Source organism: Maricaulis sp., assembly GCF_048270095.1.
Lineage (GTDB): Bacteria > Pseudomonadota > Alphaproteobacteria > Caulobacterales > Maricaulaceae > Maricaulis.
On record NZ_JBLWTL010000021.1, the window covers coordinates 14,982 to 32,262 of the forward strand.

A 17,281-nucleotide genomic window follows, 5' to 3' on the forward strand; every position below is an offset into this window, starting at 1 on the left:
GTGCCGCCCAAGGCACCCAGACAAAAGGTATTCGGTATGGATCGGCGAGACTTCCTCACCAGCACGATCGCAGCGGGCGGCTTCGCGGCGGCCAGCACCCTCCTGCCAGCCTGGGCGCAGAGCGCGGCACCGCTGACCAGCGCCGGCCTGCCCGCACTCTCGGGCACGCGCTTTGATCTCAATATCGGCCGCACGCCGGTGAGCATTGATGGCCGCGGCAGCCGGGCGGTGACGGTGAACGGCCATATGCCGGCCCCCGTTCTGCGCTGGCGCGAAGGCGACGACCTCACGCTCAATGTCACCAATGGGCTCGACGAGGACAGCTCGATTCACTGGCACGGCCTCTTGCTGCCCTTCCAGATGGATGGCGTGCCGGGCGTGACCTTCCCCGGCATCGCGCCGGGCGAGACCTTCCAGTACCGCTTTCCGGTCCGGCAATCGGGCACATACTGGTATCACTCCCATTCCGGCCTGCAGGAACAAATGGGGCATTACGGTCCGATCATTATCGATCCGGCGGGCGAAGACCCGATCGCCTATGACCGCGAATATGTGCTGATGCTGGGGGACTGGACCTTTGAGGGCGCACACGCCGTTTTCAACCGGCTCAAACAGGTCCCCGACGTTTACAATGCCCAGCGCCGTACCCTGGTGGACTTCTTCCGCGACGCCCGCCGCGAAGGTCTCGACCAGGCCGTCGCCGAGCGGGCGATGTGGGCGCGGATGCGGATGAGCATGACCGATATCTCCGACGTCACCGCGGCGGCCTACACCTATCTGATCAATGGCCATGGCCCCGAGGATAACTGGACGGGCCTCTTTCATCCCGGTGAGCGGGTGCGGCTGCGCATCATCAATGCCTCGGCGATGACGATTTTCAATCTGCGCATACCCGGCCTGCCGATGACGGTGGTCCAGTCCGATGGCCTGTTGGTACAGCCGGTTGAGACCGATGAGTTCCAGATCGGTGTGGCCGAGACCTATGACGTCATCGTCGAGCCGCGCGATCAGGCCTATACCGTCATTGCCGAGAGCATTGATCGCAGCGGCTATGTCCGCGCTACACTGGCGCCGCGCGCCGGCATGCAGGCTGCCGTGCCGCCACTGCGCGAGCGGCCGCTGTTGAGTATGCGCGATATGGGCATGGATCATTCTGCCATGGGCGGCGATCACGCGGCGATGGGCCATGACATGCCGGCCGGCGCAGCCCCGGCGGCACCCGTTGATCATTCCACCATGGACCACGCCGCTATGGGACATGTGATGCCTGCGCCCGCAGCCCCGATGGACCATGCTGCCATGGGGCATGGCACCCCGGCTCCAGCGATGGATCACGCGGCCATGGGGCATGGCACACCTGCGCCTGCGCCTGCGCCGGCGATGGATCATGCGGCGATGGGGCATTCAATGCCGGCACAGCCAGCACCGATGGATCACGCCGCCATGGGGCATGCGATGCCCGCGCCGCCCGCGCCGATGCCCGGTATGGAACCGCCGCTCACCCATGACCACCCCACAGGCCCCGGCGTTGCGATGATGCCGGCCATGGTGTTCGACCGGCTGGGCGAGCGCGGGATTGGCCTGACGGACGAGCCGCACAGGGTGTTGGTCTATACCCAGCTGAAGAGCCTGGAGCCCAATCCGGACCGGAGACCGCCCGGCCGCGAGGTCGAGGTCCACCTGACCTCGAATATGGAGCGCTATATGTGGTCCTTCGACGGGGCGGCCTTCTCACCGGTCGTCGAGCCGATTGTGTTCCAGCATAATGAGCGGCTGCGGTTGACCCTTGTGAATGACACCATGATGCCGCACCCGATCCATCTGCACGGCATGTTCTTCGATGTCGTCAATGGCGAGGACGCCCACAAACCACGCAAGCACACCATCATCGTCAAACCGGCCGAACGGCTCTCCGTTGATGTCACAGCCGACGCGCTGGGGGAGTGGGCCTTTCATTGCCATCTACTCTTCCACATGCATGCCGGCATGATGCAGGTGGTTTCGGTTCGCCCCGGGCATGGAGATCATCATGGCCATATCTAGGTTTTTCGCTGCGGCGTTTCTGGCGCTCGCAATTTTGCCCGCTGCGCAGGCTCGCCAGGCCAATCCTGTCGATGCCGATCCGGCGCGGATGGCCGCAGCCCGTGCCCACATGTTTCATGGCATGGGGACCACGCATTCCATGGTGCTGGTCGACCGCTTCGAGCATCTCAGCGGCGGCGAGGATGATGCGCTGTTGTGGGATGCGCAGGCCTGGATTGGCGGCGATGAGCGCAAATTCTGGTTCAAGACCGAGGGTGAATATTCCTTCGACGCATCGGAATTTGAATCGGCGCAGCTGCAGGCTCTGTATAGCCGGGCCATCTCGCCCAATTTCGATCTTCAGCTCGGCGTGCGCCATGATATCGAGCCAGGACCGTCGACCAGTTATGGCGTGGTCGGTCTCCAGGGGCTGGCGCCTTACTGGTTCGAGGTGGATGCCGCGGTGTTTCTGAGCGATGCCGGCGACATGACGGCCCGCATAGAGGCCGAGTATGAGCTTCTCATCACCCAGCGCCTGGTGCTGCAGCCGCGCGCCGAGCTGCAATTTGCCGCCCGCGATATCGCCGACCATGATCTCGGCTCCGGCTTGACCGAGACCGAGTTCGGTTTGCGTCTGCGCTATGAAATCAGTCGCGAATTCGCCCCCTATATCGGTGTGGAATGGCATGATTTGCAAGGCGATACGGCTGAACTGGCGCGGTTGCGCGGCGAAGCAGCCAGTGACCGCGTTATTGCCGTCGGCGTCCGTTTCTGGTTCTAACTCCGGCTTCGACCAGTCGGGGCATCTCATGACGGCAATTTTGCGTTGGACGGCACGGATCCATAAATGGCTCGCTCTATTCGTCGGGGTCCAGATCGTGGTCTGGGTCGCCGGCGGCGCGGTGATGAGCCTGCTCGATATTGATCGCGTGCACGGCGACCATCATGTTGCGCCAGCGCCGGTCATAGAGCTGGACCTCGCGGCTGTGATCACGCCGTTCGAGGCGGCCGAAATCGCCGCATTGCCGGGCGTGGTCAAGACTGTGGACCTGATTCCCTGGCTGGGACGGGCCGTGTATCAGGTCGAGGACTACTTCGGCTCCAGCCATCTGGTCGATGCCCATAACGGCGAACGACTGACCCCGATCTCCGAAGCCACCGCAATCGCGCTGGCCGAGCAATTCCATCTGGGAGCCCTGCCGGCGTCCTCGACCGAATTGCTCGAGACTTCAACGACGGAATATCGCGGTGCGGACCTGCCCGCCTGGCGGGTGAATTTCGATGATGGTGACGGTACCAGCCTCTACTACGCCGTCGATACCGGCTTGCTCACCAGCCGTCGCAATGATGAATGGCGTCTGTTCGACTTTGTCTGGATGCTCCACATCATGGGCTATCAGGACCGGGATGATTTCAACACGATCTGGCTACAGGCCTTCGCCCTGTTCAGCCTCGTCACCGTGTTTGCCGGCCTGCTCCTGCTTTTCATCAAGATGCGGCGCAGCCTGCTTATGGCGCTGGGGCAAGAGCAGGCGAAAACGCGAAGATGAATGCCCGATGACCAGCGGTGCCCCGCAATGGTCCCATGCCGGACGGAATAACCTTAATTGATCCTTAAATCGCCGTAACCCGGCGCGGTTCAGGCCCCACTTCCAAACGATAAGCTAAGTGTCTCCGGAGCGCCGGGGATGATGATGGTGCTTCTGCTGATCGAAGCGCCGGGATAGCTGGGGCTGGGATCATGAAAGTTTCAATCGTTGCGGGCACGCGCCCGGAAGTTATCAAACTGGCGCCGGTTCGCGCCGCACTCCTGAAAACAGCCAATCTCGAGCCCGAGTGGATCGCCACTGGCCAACATGGTTCGCTGGCCGACCAGGCCCTGCAGGTCTTCGGCATTACGCCCGAGACGCGGTTGGATCTGGACTGGAATGGCAAGGCGTTGAGCAGCCTGACGAGCGCGTTGATCCGTGATCTTGGCGAGCAATTTGCTGCCAGCCGGCCCGATTTTGTTCTCGTCCAGGGTGATACGGCTTCGGCCTTTTCCGGCGCGATGGCTGCCTTTCTCAATGATATCCCCGTTGGCCATGTCGAGGCCGGGCTGCGCTCGGGCGATTTGCGTCATCCTTTCCCCGAGGAAGGTTTTCGCAAACTGATCTCCCCGATTGCCGACCTGCATTTCGCGCCGACACGGGCCGCCGCCAGGAACCTGACCGATGAAGGTATCGCCAGCGAAAAGGTCCGCATGACCGGCAATACGGTGATCGACGCAGTCCAGATGGTCGGCTCGATGGAAATCAACCCGCAGGCCCTTGATCGCTTGCGCCCCGAGGAACGCCTTGTGCTGGTAACCCTGCACCGGCGCGAAAACTGGGATGATGGCGTGGCCGGTGTCTGCACGGCGATCAAGCTGCTGCGCAATCACTATCCTGACCTGCGTTTCGTCATCCCGGTGCATCTCAATCCGCGCGTGCGCGGCCCGATTGAAGCTCTGCTGGGCGACGAGGAACGCATCGACCTGGTCGAGCCGCTCGCCTATCCGGCTTTCGTTGCGGTGATGAAGCGCTCGCACCTCATCCTGTCCGATAGCGGCGGCGTGCAGGAAGAGGCGCCGAGCTTCGGTGTCCCTGTACTGGTGTTGCGCGACAAGACGGAGCGCGGTGAAGCGGTCAAGGCTGGCGTTGCCCGCCTGGTCGGGTCGCACACCGAAACCATTCTGGCCAATGCACGGCAATTGCTCGACAATCCGCGTGCCTATCGCCGGATGTCGCGCGCAGCCAATCCCTTCGGCGACGGCCATGCCGGCCGCCGCATCGCGCAACTGGTCTCAGTTTTCCTCGGCGCGGGCAACAAGCCGGACGCGCCGCAAGCGCCTTCCGGCCTGCAAGCCTTGAGATCGGCGGTTCTCCCTGTCCAGGACGCGAAACGCGTCAAGGCCGAGGCTTGAGATCGTGGAGGGCGGGGGCGAAATATTAGCGGCAATCCAGGCTTTCGGAGCGAGTAGCTGGCTGTTTGTGGTCGACTGGGCGATGGGGCTCGATAGCGCCACGATCGCGCGCGTCTATTGGACCGGTCTGAGCTGGGCGACGATCTATGCCGCCATCGCGATCTTCATCTCCTCGACCGATGACGCTTTTCTCGACCTGTATTTCTGGGTCTTGCAGGGCCAGCGCGTCCTGACGCGGCCTTTCCGTTTTGTGCCCAGCACCAAGGCCATCATGGAGGCCCCGGAAAAGCGTCTCGCCATCATGGTGCCGGCCTGGCAGGAGAGCGATGTCATCGCGCGTATGTTGATGAATACGCTGACCTCGCTGGAATACAGCAATTACGACATTTTCGTCGGCTGCTATCCCAATGATCCTGACACGATCGAGGAGGTCGACCGCATTGCGCGCCAGCACAAGCAGGTCGTTCGCGCCATGGTCGGCCATCCCGGACCGACCTCGAAGGCCGATTGCCTCAACTGGATGATCCAGAACATCTTCGCCCATGAGAAGAAGGTGGGCGTGCACTACGACGCCTTCGCGATGCAGGATTCCGAAGACGTCATCCACCCGCTCTCCTTCAAGGTGGTCAATGCCTATCTCGACCGCTCCGACATGGTGCAGCTGCCCGTCCTGTCGATGCCGCGCAAATGGAGTGAGCTGGTTCCGTGCCACTATATGGACGAGTTCGCCGAATGGCATGGCAAGGATCTGATCGCGCGCTCGGCCATGACGCGGCTTGTGCCCTCGGCCGGCGTCGCGACCTCGTTTTCGCGCTGGTGCATCGAGCTGTTGTGCCAGGAGCGCGACAACCAGCCCTTCAATACCGACAGCCTGACGGAAGATTATGATGTCGGTCACCGCCTGTTCCAGGCCGGTCTGAAATCAGAATTCGTGCGCTTCTGGGCCAAGGTCCCGGTCGGCGAGGTCAAGCGCCGCCATGGCAGTGGGATGCGCACCATCTATCGCCGCGAACTGGTCGGCACGCGGGAATATTTCCCGGACAATCTGTCGGTCTCGGTGAAGCAGAAATCGCGCTGGATGCTGGGGATTTCCTATCTCGGCTGGAAACAGCTCGGCTGGATCGGACCGTTTTCACACCGCTATTTCCTGTATCGCGACCGCAAGGCGATCTGGACCGCGCCGACCGGCATGCTGGCCTATGCGATTGTGTTTCAATGGGCGCTCTACTGGCTTGTCACCAAGCTGGTGCCATCGGTGGGGACCCTGCCACCGCTGATCGATCCAAACAGCTGGGTCTGGACGCTGGTGCTGATCAATTTCCTCTTCCTGGTGAACCGCGTTGTCCACCGCGTCATCTTCACCGCCTCGGCGCACGGGCTGAAACACGCCATCCTCTCGCCGGTGCGCATGGTGGTCGGCAATTATGTCGGCTTCCTCGCCTCGATGCGGGCGGCGCGCCGCTTTGCCGTGCACATGATCACGGGCGAGCGCATCACCTGGGACAAGACGATGCACGCCTATCCCTCGATGGCGGAGATCAGTGGCCAGGGCAATACGCTCGGCGATGCGCTGAAATTCTATGGCGTCGTCAATGATGCCACGCTCGTCGCTGCCGAAGCGGAAGCCTCCGCCGCCGGCATTGGTCTGGCCAGTGTGCTGGTCAAGGCTGGCCATGCGACCGAAGAGGAAATCGCCACTGCCTGGAGCGAAGTTTCGCGCTACCCGGTCGAGGCGTTTGATCCCTTGCTGGTCACCGGCGATGTGCGCGACACGATCGATCTCGCCCTGGCCCGCAAATTTGGCGCCTTCCCGCTCGCTGCGTCCCGCGCCGCCCTGAAACTGGCACTCGCCGAACCGCTGGACGAGACCGCCGAGGCAGAGCTCAGGGCTGCCTTCAAGCCTGACCTCAATTTTGTGATCGCGCCGGCCAGCGATGTCGCCTTCGGGCTACGTTTCGCCTGGGACCGGACTGCGCTGGAGCCCGATCTGCGCGCCGCTCGGGTCCTCAAACGCCTGGCGCTGGCCGATGACGAGCAGATCGCGGCCATCTGGATGGGGATTCGCCGCGTCAGCGCGGCGGGCGAGGCTCCGTTCGATTTTATCAGAATAGCCCGGGAATCGGGCATACTCTCCGATGCGGATTGGAAGATCCTCGTCGACAGCCAACCGGAACTCGCTTCCGGCGCCATCGCGCCCTGAGCGGAAAGGAAGCATGTCATGTCTGCATTAGCGAAACCCAAGAGCCGCGGCCGTTTTACCCGCACGGCCATGCTGCTCGGCGCTTCGGCGGCGGCGCTGGGCTGGGTCACCACGGCAGGGGCAGATTTGAGCCCTGAAGAAATCGCCTCGGCCCGCGCTCATGCCTACGAACTTAATTCGCAAGGGCGCTGCAGCGAGGCGATACCGATCTGGGAAGAGCTCGGTGCCGTGCTCGGGCGCGCCAGTGATTATCTCGACGCCGCCAATTGCGCCATTGAGGCCGGGGATAGCGCCCGTGCCGTCGCTGATCTGTGGGAGGTTGTCCGTCGCCGCGATCAGCTGGATACGGAGGGCCAGTTGTTTGCGCTGCGTTCGCTGGGCTATCAGGCCGAAGCGGAAGGCGACTGGGATCGCTCCCTGATCGGCTGGGACTACGCTGCCCAGTTGAGCGATGCGCCGTCGGACAAGCTGCAGGCAGCCCGCGCGGCCCGGCTCAGCGGCCGCGTCGGCGATGCCCAGGCGCGTCTGTGGCAGGTGCGCCCCGGTGAATTCGAAGGCGTCGCGCTGGCGCAGTATTATGACGAGCAGGCCCAGGTTTTGCGTGAGGGCCAGCCGGGAATGGCCGCGCAATACATGGCGCGCGCCATCGCGATTGACGACCAGACCTGGCGCCGGTTTGACCATGGCCTCATGTTGCAAGCCGCGGACGAACCCCGCGCCGCGATCGGTGAATTCCGCACCGTTCTCGCGCGGGACCCGGCCAATACCGACGTACGTCTGTCACTCGCCTATGCCCTGCGCTCGATCGGCGAGAATGCGGAGGCCGCCCGGCATTTCGGTGAAGTCATCGCCGTCCAGCCCGACAATCTCGGCATTCGCGAAGACCAAGCCTATGCCTTCAAGGATGCCGGCCAGCAAGCCGAGGCCGGCGCTGCCTTTATCGGCGTGATCGACAGGCTGCAGGCCCAGGGCGGCGAAGCGGCCCATGCCGAGCGGCTTTACAGGCTGCGCCGAGAAGTCACCGCGCTGGAAAGCCGCACCTCCGGTTTTGCCTATGCCAGCTATCGCAATGAGGGCGTCTCACTGTCGGGTGGGCTGCAGGACAGCATTACCCAATCCTCGCTCGGCGCCGAGTTCAGCTGGCGCCCTGAGGGCCTCTATGAAAACGGTACCGGCATCACCGCCTTTGCGCGCGGCTATGTCAGTATGGAGCCGGGCGCATTCAACCTCGATAGCGATACGGCCCAGCTGGGTATCGGCGCGCGCTGGAAGCCGTTCCAGTCGGTCGATTTCAGCCTGTCCGGCGAACGTCTCATCGCACTGGGGGACAATGCCCGCGATGACTGGCTGCTGCGGGCGAGCTATGGCTGGACCAATGGCTATGACTGGAAGCCCGATGCCTCGAGCTGGAATTACACCAGCGTCTATGCCGATCTCGCCTATATCCCCGGCGATAACGAGTATTTCGGGGCCTATGCGCAAGTGCGCCAGGGCCGCCGTTTCCGCACCGCCCAAGGCTGGACCGTGACGCCCTATGTCACCGCCGTAGCCCAGTATTCCGACGACATTTATGGCAGCCAGGACCGGTTTGAAGCCGGCCCCGGCGTCTCGGTCTCGCACTGGTTCGGCGAGGATGACCACCACGCCTATCGCCGCCGCGTCGATTTCGACGTCGAATACTTGTTCGATGTCGAAGGCAGCGGCGATGACGCACTGATGGCGCGGGTGGTGTTCAGCTTTTAGGGGACAGTATGTGCTCATCGTATGATTTTGGTCATACAACTGGCGTGTGGTAATCAATGTCTTGAGGAGCCGCACCCATGACCATGATGCGCAAGACCATCACCATCCCGGATGCGATGGAAAGCTGGATCAAAATCCGGATTCAATCGGGCCACTACGCCAATGACAGCGAGTATGTGCGCGATCTGATCCGCCGAGATCAGGAACGCCATACTGCCGAGACCCAGCTGCGTGATATCATGCAGGAAAGCCTGCAGAGCGGGACAAGCGACAGCGCTTCTGCCGATATCAAGGCGCGGGTCGAAAACCGGTTGAAGGCCGATGGCAGGCTATAGGCTCACGATCAGGGCCGAGGCCGATGTCGAAGCGATATACGAATACTCGATCCTGAATTTCGGGTTGGAGCGTGCGGGCACGTATTTTGACTCGCTATTCGCGCGCTTTGACCTGCTGGCGAACTATCCCGGTCTTGGCCATGATTACGGGCACATTCTGCCCGGCCTGCGGCGGTTCGAGCAGGCCAGGCATTCGATTTACTACAAGCAGTTGGATGACGTCGATGTGCAGGTCTTGCGCATACTCGGCCAGCGGCAAGACCCGTTGCGGCATCTCTGAAAGGCCAGCCTAATTCCCGATAATCCCGTATTCACCGCCGCGCTCGAGCGCGCGCTGATAGGCGGGGCGGGCGTGGATGCGGTCGACCCAGGCCTGGATTTTGACCTGTGCCTTGTCGAGGCCGCCGCGCGCAGCGGCTGCTTCGAGCGGGAAGCTCATCTGGATATCGGCACCGGTGAATGTGTCGCCGGCAAACCAATCATGGGCGGTCAGTTCGGCCTCGATATAGGCGAAGACGCTGGACAGTTCGGGACCGATGAAACGGTCTTCGACGCGCTTGGCGATCTGTTTGGCGATCGGCTTGACGAAGAAGGGCGCCGGGGCGGACTTGATCTGGTTCATCAGCAATTTCATCAACAGGGGCGGCATCAGCGAGCCCTCGGAGAAATGCAGCCAGTAGACATAGCGGCGATAGGCCTCGCTGCCGGCGTCGGGCTTCAGGGCAGGGCCGTAAGTGTCGACCAGGTATTCGATGATCGCACCGGATTCAGCGACCGTGATGTCGCCATCCGTAATGACAGGAGATTTGCCGAGCGGGTGGACGGCCTTGAGGTCGGCCGGCGCGCGCATGGTTTTCGCATCGCGCATGTATTTCTTGATCTCATATTCGAGACCGAGCTCTTCAAGCAGCCAGAGTATACGCTGTGAGCGGGAGTTATTCAGGTGGTGAACGGTGATCATCTGGCAATCCCTCGGCAAGTAACAAGACCTGTCAGAGGGAATACGCCAGCTGGTCGCAAACGCAACAGCGCGTTAGTCGAATTGGCCCGCATGCGCCTCATTCAGTGGCGCATGCCAGCCTGCCAGCTCCATTGCCGTGTCGAGGCCGCATTTGTGCAGGCGCAGGCACAAATCGCGGGCCAGTGAGGGATCGCCATTGGCCAGATCGACCAGGGTGAACTCGGTCAGGCGGGCGACATGGCCGACATGGGTATGCCCATGATCGGCGAGGGTGAAGGCCAGCTCCACCAGCTGCGGTGAGCGGACACAAAAGCTCAGTATATCCTCGTCGAGGACGGGATTGAGCGGCTCGCACGACGCCATCTGGTCGGCATCGTAGTGTCGGGCAGGAGCGGCCATGGAAACCTCAACCGGTTGCGTGTCGGTGGCGGGGTGCCACAACATACAGTGGGTGGGTTTGGCGCTGACGGATATTCATAAGCTATGAGCCGCAGCGCTTCCTTGTGGAAAACACGCGCGGGCTCCGGTGGAAAGGCCGCGCCTGTCGCTAGAGCTCGTTCCAGCTCGCCTGGACGCCGAGCATGGTGAATACCGTATCCCAGTATTGCATCAGATCGCCGTGCTGTTCGGCCGCCCAATTGCCCCGGGGAATGAGGCGGATATCGAGACGGGTGCCGCGCAGGCCGTCGCCATGACTTGCTGCGTGCGCGACGACTGCGGCCAGACGGCTTCAATCCATGCAGTGCCGGCAGCGGGGAGCGCTCGACCCAAGTCGGGACATGCACCCGTTTCAGGGAAGCGGGTCCACGTCCCGGCAGCGACCTGTACATACACCGAATGCAAATGCTGCCCGCGTCCCCCGCCGTCCAACTTGTCCGCCCCCTGGCGGTGCGGCGTTATGATCGCGACGTTTTCGCTCTTTGACATCGTCGATTGATCACCACAAACGCGCTCGCGCCGCGCCGGAATGCCGCCGGGCGGCGGACGCAGCCTTGCCGGAAGCCCGCCCGGCAATGGCAGGATGGCAGTCTCTGCCATCCGCCCTGTCATGGCGTCCGGGCCCGTGACGGCAGGGTTGCAGCGCCATAATGACAGACTGGCAGACTGGCAGAGTGTTTGCCACGGAAAATTCAAAATCCCGGGACGGCGGCGGGGCAGCAGCCGTCCCCCTGTCCGCAATGACCATGGCCTGTGTGTGGGATGGCGGACGCGCTCCGCTCGACCGGTATTGCCCCGGCGGGAGCGCGCCGCCGATCACGGCATCTATTGCTGCAAGGGTCTAAAGCGCGTGCCAGCTGGCCTGCACGCCAAGCATCGTGAACACTGCGTCCCAATACTCCATCAGCGCGCCATGCTGTTCAGCCTCCCAATTGCCCCGGGGAATGAGGCGGATATCGAGACGGGCGCCGCGCAGGCTGTCGCCATAGGTTTCGCGAATCGCGTCGGCGACGATGGCCGGATCAGGGACGCGCTGCTCCAGACTGCCCAGCCGGCGACGATAGACCGTGAAAACGTCCGAGTTCTGCAGCATGTCGGAGACAAGCACGATATGACGCGACGGCACGGTACGGTCGAAACCGGGATCCTGGCCAAGCCGGGCGAGCGCTTCGATGATCGGACTGTTGGGGGCGTCCTTGGGCAGAACGAGGTCGGCGAGGGCGCGATCGAGCGGCTCGGCGAACAGGGCGTCATAGCGCGCCTGCACCCGGTCGGGATTGCGATAGAGCGGATTGACCTGCTCGCCGGCGCCTGGATTGCACAGTGAGAAACTATTGGTGTTGCGCAGCTGGCCGCTCTCATTGAGCTCGTAGAGCGAGAGGCGTTCGCCGACCGCGAGCTGGTCGCGTTGGGAGAGGATGAGCGCCCCGATCGCCTCGGCCTGCTCCGGCGAATAGAGATCGGTCTTGTCGATCACCACGACCCGGTGTGGCGGCACGGTGCCGGCCAGGCAGAGGGTCTGGCTGTCATAGACCGGTGGCTTGAGCACAAAGGCGGCATAGCTGATTGCGCCCAATACGGCGGCCACAATCAGTAGATTGAATATTCCCAGTATATCGCGTCCGGTCATAGGGGCCCCCCGCCACTAATGAGTGCGGCGGACCCGCTTGGGGGCCCGCCTCGGCAAACAGCTTATCTGTGGTTGCTCGGTCCCGCCAGATCGCGGCAGATCTCATCATGCAATTCCTTGGCTTCGACGAGCTGTTCCAGTTCGTGCTGGCTCAGTTTCTTGGCGTCTTTCCAGCCGGCCTCCAGGGCCTTTTCCAGATCATTCGCAGCCGTTTCCAGGCGGCGGGTCACCCCACCATAGCCGGGAATCGCGTCGTCGAATGTGCGGCCCTTGAAGGCGGCAATCACGGCGAAGGTCGTGCCGAGCACCAGCAGAAGCAGCGCTTCCAGGGTCTGGATGCCAAACGGATCCGACAGCGCCGCGGTGACAGGTGTCAGGACGAGGCCGGTCACATCGCCGGCGCCAACAGCCAGCGTCGCAGCGTTGAATTCGAGCAGGTCGCGGAAATGGGCTGCACTCAGATTGAGGGCCAGCAGGGTCACAATGCCGATCCCGACGCCAACAGCGGCGAGGCCGCTATGGACGCGCTTGTGGGGGTTCGACATATGCCGAAGTCCGAGGAATCCGATCAGGAAGAAAGCGGCGATCACATTGGTGAAGGAGACGGTGATGGCTTGCAGCCAGCCACCCAGCAGGCCCAGATCGGACCCGGTGGAGAAGAAATAGGCGTTCGCCAGGCCTTCAAACAAGACCAGCGAGGCAAGCACTGAAAAGTGCAGGATGTGGGATTTGGGGTAGATCGCAGCCCGGTCGATCGGCTTGATATCGGTTTCGGCGGAGAGATTCGCGTCGTCGACAGCGCCGCCCCAGGTGCGGCGGAATTTCAGCAGGTCTTCATGACGTGCGGATGCCAGCGAGATGGTGCGGCCCAGCGCGATCATTTCTGACGGCGAGCGCACATCGCGGAATTCTGCGAGATCGGGCGGCAAGTCAGTCATTCTGCCGAAGCCTGGATCTGTACGATTGTCTAAGGGCATGGCCTCCCCTCCATTTTTTCGCGCCGGTTCGGCACTGACACCATGGTTAATTGTGAATTGTGGCAGCCAATGGGGCACAAACCGGCGATTTGTGGATCAATTGAGGCGAGGCTGGTTTCGGTGCCTCTTGCGATAACCGGGGGTACACGGCAGGCTCCGGGCCGGATTTCCCGTGGCGACGCGTCTGGTCGCCACCACCGCCGAACAACCGACGGCCTTCCAGCAAGGTCAGCCTTCCGACAGGGGATGAGATTTTCGATGAAGTTTTATGATTACAAGGCGGCACCGAGCCCGCGTCGTGCCCGGATGTTCATCGCCGAGAAGGGCCTCGAGATCGAGACCATCCAGGTCGATCTTGGCGTAAAGGCCCAGTTTGACCCGGCCTATCGTGCGATCAATCCGCGCTGCACCGTCCCCGCGCTGGCCCTCGATGACGGTGTTGTCCTGTGTGATAATGCCTCGATCGCTCGCTATCTCGAGGAAATCTGCCCTGAGCCGCCATTGCTGGGCCGGGACCCGGTCGAGAAGGCGCAGGTCGCCGAATGGCTGGGCCGGGTCGAGTGGGAGGGATTCATGGGCGTCGCCGAGGCGCTGCGCAACACGTCAGATTTCTTCAAGGATTCGGCCATTCCCGGGCCGCAGCGCTATGAGCAGATTCCGGCCTTGGCCCAGCGTGGCCGGCAGCGCGCCGAGGCGTTCATCAGCGTCATGGACCAGAGGCTGGCCGAAGCGAATTATCTCGCCGGCGATGCGTTCAGCGCCGCTGATATTGCCGGTTATGCCTTCGTTGATTTCGCCGCCTGGGTGAAACTCAAACCGGGGCCGGAGCTGCTCCATCTCGCCAATTGGCGAGAGGCAATTTCCAAACGGCCGTCGGCCTCGGCCTAGTCATTGCGGGGCGGGTAGAGGGTCCGGCCCTGCAGTTTGAGCTCGAACAGGTCCGGCCGTGCGTAATGCCCCGCTGCATCGCAAGCCAGCTTCGCCTTGCGCACCTCGGCCAGATCGGCGTCCGCGATCAGTATGGTCTCGCCCTCGGCCGGGCCGGCAATGATTTCGCCGCGCGGGTCGATGATGAAGCTCTGACCGGTATGCTCGAAGGCGCTGAGTGATTTGAAGCGCTCGGGCACGTGAGTGTCGAGGCGCAGGCCGGCGGCGGCGATGACATAGGCGCCAGCCTGGCTGGCGAAGGCGCGCGAGAGTAGAAGCTGACGCGACCAGACCGGATCGCTCGGCGCGGTCGCCGGCTCGTGGCCGGGCCAGGCGGCGACGTGAATCTGCGTGCCCTGGCACATCAGGGCATAGCCGGGCAGGACGATATTGTGCTCCCAGCAATTGAGCCCGGACAGGCGGCCATAATCGCGCGGGTAGACCTGCAGGCCCTGGGCATCACCATCGGCCCAGATCGAGCGTTCATGATGGGTTGGCTTGAGCTTGCGGTGACGGCCCAGAATAGCGCCCTCGCGGCTGATGAAGACCAGGCTGGCATAAATGCTGCCGCCGGTGGCCGCGTCGCGTTCGGCGACGCCGATCACGACATCGATCCCGGCGGACTGCGCAGCGGCGCACAGCGCGTCGGTTTCCGGGCCGGGCAGGGTGATTGAGTTTTCCAGGTAGAGCGCGGCAGCTTCCCACCAAAGATCGCCGAGCGGCGCCTCGATGAAGAAGGGATAGCCGGGCAGCCAGGTCTCGCCGAAGGCGGCGATTGTGGCACCGAGCCGGCCCGCTTCGGCGATCAGGCCGCAGGCCTTCTCCACCGACGCTGCCTTGTCGAAATAGACCGGGGCCGCCTGGATGGCAGCGAGCCGGACCGGGCTCATGGATCGACCGCTTCCGGGCCGGGATCATAGGTTTCAAACCAGCGCAGGATTTCCGCCACCTTGGTCAGCAAACGGCTGGGTCTGGAGTTGGATATGCCGTGATAGGAATCAGGGATCACCACCAGACGGCTGGGAACGCCGCGCAGACGCAGGGCCGAGTAGTATTGCTCGCTCTCGCTGCGCGGCGTGCGCACATCGGCGCCGCCGACCATAACCAGGGTCGGGGTGTCGACATTGCCCACCAGCGAAAGCGGCGAACGGCGCCAGTACTCGGCCGGATCTTCCCAGGGCGCACTGGCGAACCAGTAGCGGTAGAAGAATTGTGGCAGGTCGGAATAGAGCACAAAGCTCGCCCAGTTGATGACGGGCTTGACCACGGCTGCTGCGGCGAAGCGGTCCGTATTGCCGATAATCCAGGCGGTCAGTACGCCACCGCCCGAGCCGCCGGTTACGAACAGCCGATCAGGGTCGATGAAGCCGCGATCCAGCATCATCTCCACCGCACCGATCAGGTCATCATAATCATTCCCCGGATAGTCATGGTGGATCAGATTGGCGAATTCATAGCCATAGCTCGTTGAGCCACGGGGGTTTGTGTAGATCACCACATAGCCTGCCGCGGCCATCAGCTGGAGCTCGGCCGAGAAGGCCGGCCCATAGGCGGTGAAGGGGCCGCCATGGATTTCCAGGATGAGTGGATATTGCTGCGCCGGATCGAATTCGGGCGGATACAACACCCATCCCTCAATCTCGCGGCCGTCAAAGGGGGAAGCCCAGTGCACGGTCTCGGCATCCGAGAGCCAACGGTCATCGAGGGCGTCGGCATTCAGATTTGTCAGCGCGTGCAGCGCTTCATCGCGTGTGCCCGTCGCCAGTTCTGCCGGCCGCTGGGGCGTGCTGATGGTTGCCGCAATCCGGCCCTGCTGCGAGACGGTGAATTCGCCGCCGGTATAGGGGCGGCCGAAATCCGGGCCTCCCAGGCCGCGGGCGAGCGTTTCAATCCGGCCATCCAGCCCGATCAGTGCGATCAGGGTTTCGCCGTGGTCCTCGTACTGGACATAGAGCGCCTCGCCATCGGCGCTCCATTGCGGATTACTCACCGAACGGTCGAGTGTCTCGGACAGGCTGCGCGCCTCGCTGCCGTCGGCATTGGCGACATAGAGGCGGATATTGTCATAGCCCATCCGGTGGTCGTCATAGCCCAGATAGGCGAGCAGACTTCCGTCCGGTGAGGGGCGTGGTGCCATGTCGGGGCCTTCCCGGCTGGTCAGGGCCTGTGGCGTTGCATCGACAAGCTCGACCCGGAATATCTCGCTATCGGGCGCCAGGGTTTCGCGATCGGGACGCCGGTCGGCGGAAAACAGGATGGCCTGGCCGTCGGCGGCCCAGGCGAAATCGCTGCTGGCGCCGAGCGTGTCCGAGGTCAGGGCCCGCGGTTCACCGCCCTCGGCGTCGACCACGAATAATTGCTGGCGGCCGATCGGCAATGCGCCGATCCCGTCGAAACGGAAGGCCAGCCGGTTCTCGATCTGGGCGCCTGCGGCCCAGGTCATATCGTCGTCGCGCGTCGGCAATTCCGCCGCCGCCATACCGGCTTCACCGACAAAGCCTGCATAGGCCAGGCGATCACCATCGGGCGACCAGTCAAGGCCGGCAGCGCCGCCCTGAACCTGCGCGACTTCCCGGTCCAGGCCGCTGGCCAGCGTCAGGACGCGAATACTGACATGGTCCGCGCCGGGCTGAAGATAGGCCAGTCTTCGGCTGTCGGGAGACCAGCGCGGCGTGTGGCTCGCGCCGGACGCGGAGGGCAGGGCGCGATGATCAGTACCGTCCGGGTTGATCAACCAGATCGCCGACAGGCTCTGGTCGGTCGCGATGTCATTGGAGCGGCGGACATACGCAATGCCTTGACCGTCCGGTGATATCTGAGGGTCGGATGCCGCCTCAAGGGCAAATATATCGCGGGGCTGCAGCGGCTGTAATGGCTGCGCCAGTGCGGTTCCGGTCGTCGCGCATATCAGCGCGGCCAGCAGGGTTTTAAACACAATCACTCTCCTCGGATGCTGATTGTATCTGAGCCGTTTTTCCCGGGCAGGCCAAGTCGCAATGTCGCGAGCGGAAATGTGACTACCCTGCAACACTCTGCGGGAATTTCGATTTTCCGGTACGATATCGGGTGATGCGGCGTTTTGACGTCGAAATTTCGCTTCACCT

Annotated in this window: 15 protein-coding genes; 9 read left to right on the plus strand and 6 right to left on the minus strand. The window is 62.9% G+C overall.

From position 1 onward, the window contains the following. The first annotated feature begins 36 nt into the window (after window positions 1-36). The 8 genes from ACN0YJ_RS11465 to ACN0YJ_RS11500 all read left to right on the plus strand — a co-directional run bounded on the left by ACN0YJ_RS11465 (window position 37) and on the right by ACN0YJ_RS11500 (window position 9,524). Window positions 37-2,043 (plus strand): copper resistance system multicopper oxidase, encoded by a 2,007-nt coding sequence (locus ACN0YJ_RS11465; RefSeq protein ID WP_417496271.1) that lies wholly within the window; start codon window positions 37-39, stop codon window positions 2,041-2,043. Next, window positions 2,030-2,803: a copper resistance protein B gene (locus ACN0YJ_RS11470; protein WP_417496272.1), complete on the plus strand. Its 774-nt coding sequence runs from the start codon at window positions 2,030-2,032 to the stop codon at window positions 2,801-2,803. Before ACN0YJ_RS11465 ends, ACN0YJ_RS11470 begins: the two co-directional genes overlap by 14 nt. A gap of 28 nt (window positions 2,804-2,831) precedes the next feature. Beyond that, the gene (locus ACN0YJ_RS11475; protein WP_417496273.1) at window positions 2,832-3,572 is read left to right on the plus strand and encodes a PepSY domain-containing protein; all 741 of its coding nucleotides are present in this window, start codon (window positions 2,832-2,834) and stop codon (window positions 3,570-3,572) included. A 191-nt stretch (window positions 3,573-3,763) separates the two neighbouring features. Then, window positions 3,764-4,966, plus strand: coding sequence for a non-hydrolyzing UDP-N-acetylglucosamine 2-epimerase (gene wecB / locus ACN0YJ_RS11480; protein WP_417489910.1), 1,203 nt, complete (start codon window positions 3,764-3,766; stop codon window positions 4,964-4,966). A gap of 4 nt (window positions 4,967-4,970) precedes the next feature. Next, entirely contained in the window at window positions 4,971-7,166 is a 2,196-nt protein-coding gene (locus ACN0YJ_RS11485) for a glycosyl transferase family protein (protein ID WP_417496274.1), read from the plus strand. Between the two features lie 18 nt (window positions 7,167-7,184). Beyond that, on the plus strand, window positions 7,185-8,909 hold the full coding sequence (locus tag ACN0YJ_RS11490; RefSeq protein ID WP_417496275.1) for an NfrA family protein: 1,725 nt from the start codon (window positions 7,185-7,187) through the stop codon (window positions 8,907-8,909). Between the two features lie 77 nt (window positions 8,910-8,986). Next, the gene (locus ACN0YJ_RS11495) at window positions 8,987-9,244 is read left to right on the plus strand and encodes a type II toxin-antitoxin system ParD family antitoxin (protein ID WP_417489907.1); all 258 of its coding nucleotides are present in this window, start codon (window positions 8,987-8,989) and stop codon (window positions 9,242-9,244) included. Beyond that, window positions 9,231-9,524 carry a type II toxin-antitoxin system RelE/ParE family toxin gene (locus tag ACN0YJ_RS11500; RefSeq protein WP_417496276.1) on the plus strand — a complete coding sequence of 98 codons (294 nt, stop codon included), beginning with the start codon at window positions 9,231-9,233 and terminating at the stop codon, window positions 9,522-9,524. The genes ACN0YJ_RS11495 and ACN0YJ_RS11500 overlap by 14 nt, the downstream gene beginning before the upstream one ends. 9 nt (window positions 9,525-9,533) lie before the next feature. Here ACN0YJ_RS11500 and ACN0YJ_RS11505 read toward each other — a convergent pair whose 3' ends face one another. The 4 genes from ACN0YJ_RS11505 to ACN0YJ_RS11520 form a co-directional block, all read right to left on the minus strand. Then, window positions 9,534-10,205, minus strand: coding sequence for a glutathione S-transferase (locus ACN0YJ_RS11505; RefSeq protein ID WP_417496277.1), 672 nt, complete (start codon window positions 10,203-10,205; stop codon window positions 9,534-9,536). A gap of 72 nt (window positions 10,206-10,277) precedes the next feature. Beyond that, the gene (locus ACN0YJ_RS11510) at window positions 10,278-10,604 is read right to left on the minus strand and encodes a hypothetical protein (RefSeq protein ID WP_417496278.1); all 327 of its coding nucleotides are present in this window, start codon (window positions 10,602-10,604) and stop codon (window positions 10,278-10,280) included. 880 nt (window positions 10,605-11,484) lie between these two features. Next, window positions 11,485-12,273, minus strand: coding sequence for a hypothetical protein (locus ACN0YJ_RS11515; protein WP_417496279.1), 789 nt, complete (start codon window positions 12,271-12,273; stop codon window positions 11,485-11,487). Between the two features lie 62 nt (window positions 12,274-12,335). Beyond that, a complete protein-coding gene (locus tag ACN0YJ_RS11520; RefSeq protein WP_417489903.1) occupies window positions 12,336-13,211 on the minus strand; it encodes a hypothetical protein in 876 nt (291 codons plus the stop codon). A 297-nt stretch (window positions 13,212-13,508) separates the two neighbouring features. Here ACN0YJ_RS11520 and ACN0YJ_RS11525 point away from each other — a divergent pair, with 297 nt between their 5' ends. Further along, window positions 13,509-14,138, plus strand: coding sequence for a glutathione S-transferase family protein (locus tag ACN0YJ_RS11525; protein ID WP_417496280.1), 630 nt, complete (start codon window positions 13,509-13,511; stop codon window positions 14,136-14,138). Here ACN0YJ_RS11525 and ACN0YJ_RS11530 read toward each other — a convergent pair. Continuing rightward, window positions 14,135-15,067: a carbon-nitrogen hydrolase family protein gene (locus tag ACN0YJ_RS11530; RefSeq protein WP_417489901.1), complete on the minus strand. Its 933-nt coding sequence runs from the start codon at window positions 15,065-15,067 to the stop codon at window positions 14,135-14,137. The two genes, ACN0YJ_RS11525 and ACN0YJ_RS11530, sit on opposite strands and share 4 nt — an antisense overlap. Then, a complete protein-coding gene (locus ACN0YJ_RS11535; protein WP_417496281.1) occupies window positions 15,064-17,112 on the minus strand; it encodes a prolyl oligopeptidase family serine peptidase in 2,049 nt (682 codons plus the stop codon). Before ACN0YJ_RS11535 ends, ACN0YJ_RS11530 begins: the two co-directional genes overlap by 4 nt. Between the last annotated feature and the right edge of the window lie 169 nt (window positions 17,113-17,281).

Bases quoted from the DNA above. Each gene is read 5' to 3' on its own strand.
- wecB (WP_417489910.1), top strand. From the start codon at position 3,764: ATGAAAGTTTCAATCGTTGCGGGCACGCGCCCGGAAGTTATCAAACTG.
- ACN0YJ_RS11520 (WP_417489903.1), bottom strand. From the start codon at position 13,211: ATGACTGACTTGCCGCCCGATCTCGCAGAATTCCGCGATGTGCGCTCG.
- ACN0YJ_RS11510 (WP_417496278.1), bottom strand. From the start codon at position 10,604: ATGGCCGCTCCTGCCCGACACTACGATGCCGACCAGATGGCGTCGTGC.
- ACN0YJ_RS11470 (WP_417496272.1), top strand. From the start codon at position 2,030: ATGGCCATATCTAGGTTTTTCGCTGCGGCGTTTCTGGCGCTCGCAATT.
- ACN0YJ_RS11475 (WP_417496273.1), top strand. From the start codon at position 2,832: ATGACGGCAATTTTGCGTTGGACGGCACGGATCCATAAATGGCTCGCT.
- ACN0YJ_RS11490 (WP_417496275.1), top strand. From the start codon at position 7,185: ATGTCTGCATTAGCGAAACCCAAGAGCCGCGGCCGTTTTACCCGCACG.
- ACN0YJ_RS11505 (WP_417496277.1), bottom strand. From the start codon at position 10,205: ATGATCACCGTTCACCACCTGAATAACTCCCGCTCACAGCGTATACTC.
- ACN0YJ_RS11495 (WP_417489907.1), top strand. From the start codon at position 8,987: ATGACCATGATGCGCAAGACCATCACCATCCCGGATGCGATGGAAAGC.
- ACN0YJ_RS11525 (WP_417496280.1), top strand. From the start codon at position 13,509: ATGAAGTTTTATGATTACAAGGCGGCACCGAGCCCGCGTCGTGCCCGG.
- ACN0YJ_RS11465 (WP_417496271.1), top strand. From the start codon at position 37: ATGGATCGGCGAGACTTCCTCACCAGCACGATCGCAGCGGGCGGCTTC.
- ACN0YJ_RS11515 (WP_417496279.1), bottom strand. From the start codon at position 12,273: ATGACCGGACGCGATATACTGGGAATATTCAATCTACTGATTGTGGCC.
- ACN0YJ_RS11500 (WP_417496276.1), top strand. From the start codon at position 9,231: ATGGCAGGCTATAGGCTCACGATCAGGGCCGAGGCCGATGTCGAAGCG.
- ACN0YJ_RS11530 (WP_417489901.1), bottom strand. From the start codon at position 15,067: ATGAGCCCGGTCCGGCTCGCTGCCATCCAGGCGGCCCCGGTCTATTTC.